At 48.6% G+C, this 381-nt stretch carries 1 protein-coding gene; it reads left to right on the forward strand.

The window, feature by feature from the left end; translation table 11 throughout:
* Positions 1-381, forward strand: a 381-nt coding sequence (locus RVS70_RS23155; protein ID WP_321135092.1) for a ketoacyl-synthetase C-terminal extension domain-containing protein, incomplete at both ends; no start/stop codon positions are given.

Here is a 381-nt window from a genome sequence, read left to right on the forward strand (position 1 = left end):
TGTCAAAAGTCTGTATAGTGAAACCATTAATCCATATATCAGACTGGATGACAGCCCGTTTTATATTGTGCAGAAATCGAGAGAATGGCAGACGCTTCGTGATGAAGCCGGCCGAGAGCTGCCGCGCCGCGCAGGTATCAGTTCATTTGGGATAGGCGGCGTCAATGCCCACGTGGTCATTGAGGACTATATTCCGAAAGAAACAACCCACCCTGCACAAGCACCAGCTGTGACAGCACAGCACCCGGGCATCTTTATTTTGTCGGCAAAGGATGAAGATCGTCTGAAAGACCAAGCCAGGCAATTAGCAGACTTTATCAGTAAGCAATCTATCACGGCTCATGACCTCACTGATATTGCTTATACACTCCAAGAGGGTCG

The sequence above is a fragment of the Virgibacillus sp. M23 genome (genome assembly GCF_034190895.1).
GTDB lineage: Bacteria > Bacillota > Bacilli > Bacillales > Amphibacillaceae > Virgibacillus > Virgibacillus salarius.